Origin of the sequence: Stenotrophomonas sp. HMWF003, from assembly GCF_003061285.1 — a bacterium.
Taxonomy (GTDB): Bacteria; Pseudomonadota; Gammaproteobacteria; order Xanthomonadales; family Xanthomonadaceae; genus Stenotrophomonas; species Stenotrophomonas maltophilia_AP.
Genome location: NZ_QAIW01000292.1, coordinates 1 through 1,688 on the forward strand (window position 1 = coordinate 1; position 1,688 = coordinate 1,688).

Below are 1,688 nucleotides of genomic sequence, written 5' to 3' on the forward strand. Positions count from 1 at the left end.
CCCCGGCCGCCCCCGCCAGTGCGGACGGCTACGCCAGCAGCGCCGAGGAGGCGCAGCAGGCCAAGCAGGCCTCGCGGCGTAGCGTGGATGACGTCAAACAGCAGCAGGCGGCGTTGTTCAGTCGCCGCTTCACTGTGGAAAACAGCCTCACCTACGCACGCTATGACCGCAAACAGGTGACGCTCAACGGCTTCCTGGCGCTGGATGCGATCTTCCTGGGCAACATCGCCATCGAGAACGTCGAATCGGACACGCTCACCTACAACCTGGCCGCGCGCTGGGGCGTCAGCCCCCGCCTGACCCTGAACCTGGACGTGCCTTACCTGGCCCGCAAGACCGTGTTCCAGAAGGGCGGTGCCGGCGGTTCGGCCGCGGCGATCGCCCAGGAAGAAACCACCGGCAACGGCATCGGCGATGTCGGCCTGAGCGCGAACTACCGGTTGTTTGCCGAGCATGGTCGCTGGCCGGAAACGGTGCTCACGGTAGGCGCGACCGCGCCGACCGGGCGTGCGCCGTATGGCCTGGACTGGACGGTGCTGGAGCGCGACGACGATGACTTCATCCGTTTCGCGGTGCCCGAACAGCAGCCCACCGGCAACGGCGTGTGGCAGGCCAATGTGGGCCTGTCGGCAGTGAAGACCGCCGATCCGGCGATCCTGTTCGCCAACATCGGCTACATCCATTCCTTCCCGCGCAGCTTCGACGACCTGGACGCCAACCCGGATACGGTCAACCCGGGCGAGGTGAAGCTGGGCGGGTCGTATTACTTCGGCGCGGGCGTGGCGTTCGCGTTCAACGAGCGCACCAGCCTGAGCATTTCCTTCAGCGACAAGCTGAGCAGCCGCGCGTCCACGCGCTACCGCGATGGGCAGTGGTTCAAGGTGATCGGCAGCGACGCCAACGCCGGCACGCTCAACCTGGGCATCACCTACGCACTGAACCGCAATACCACCTTGGTGAGCCTGCTGGGCATCGGCCTGACCCCGGACGCGCCGGACTTCACCCTGGCCTTCAAGGTGCCGTACATGCTGTGAGCGGTGCCGCTCACAGCATGTACGGTGTGCATTCCACCTAAACCCCGCGCCGTTGGCGCGCCCCCTTTAACAAAAAGGGGGCTCTTCGGCGGATAGATTTGCGGAGTGCTGCTGAGGGTATTCGGGAGCAGGGCATGCTTCGGCGGTGCTTCGTCCTCAGCGCAACTCGGGGAGGGCGAGCTGGTGCTTGCGGCAGAGTCGGTAGACCGTTACCCGTGAGACCTGCATGTCGCGGGCGCAGGCGGTGATGTTGAATTCGTTCTGGCGCAGCGCGTGCAGCAGCGCGTCGCGTTCGGCCGATCGGCGCGCGTCATGCAGCAGCCGCTGCGGCATGTCCAGCTGCGCCGGGACCAGCTCCAGGTCGGCGGCACTGATCAGTTCGCCGTCGGTGACAATCGCCGCGCGCTGGATGCGGTTGAGCAGCTCGCGCACGTTGCCCGGCCAGTGGAAGCGTTCCAGTGCGCGCCTGGCATCGGCGCTGAAGCCGCGCGCGCGGGTGACGTGGCGGTCGCGGAAGCTGGCCAGGAAGTGCTGGGCCAGCAGCAGGATGTCGCTGCCGCGGTCGCGCAGCGGCGGCAATGGCAGGCGCAGCACGTTCAAGCGGTAGAACAGGTCGCGGCGGAACTGCCCGCGCTCCACCGCCTGTTCCAGGTC

The 1,688-nt window shown here is 67.0% G+C and carries 2 protein-coding genes; one reads left to right on the top strand and one right to left on the bottom strand.

All coding sequences use genetic code 11. From position 1 onward, the window contains the following. Window positions 1-1,034: hypothetical protein (locus DBR34_RS12050; protein ID WP_128096971.1), on the top strand; the 1,034-nt coding region annotated here is incomplete at its 5' end. 156 nt (window positions 1,035-1,190) lie between these two features. Here the strand turns inward: DBR34_RS12050 and DBR34_RS12055 are convergent. Beyond that, window positions 1,191-1,688 (bottom strand): helix-turn-helix domain-containing protein (locus tag DBR34_RS12055; protein WP_308812534.1); only part of this gene is annotated, 498 nt, incomplete at its 5' end.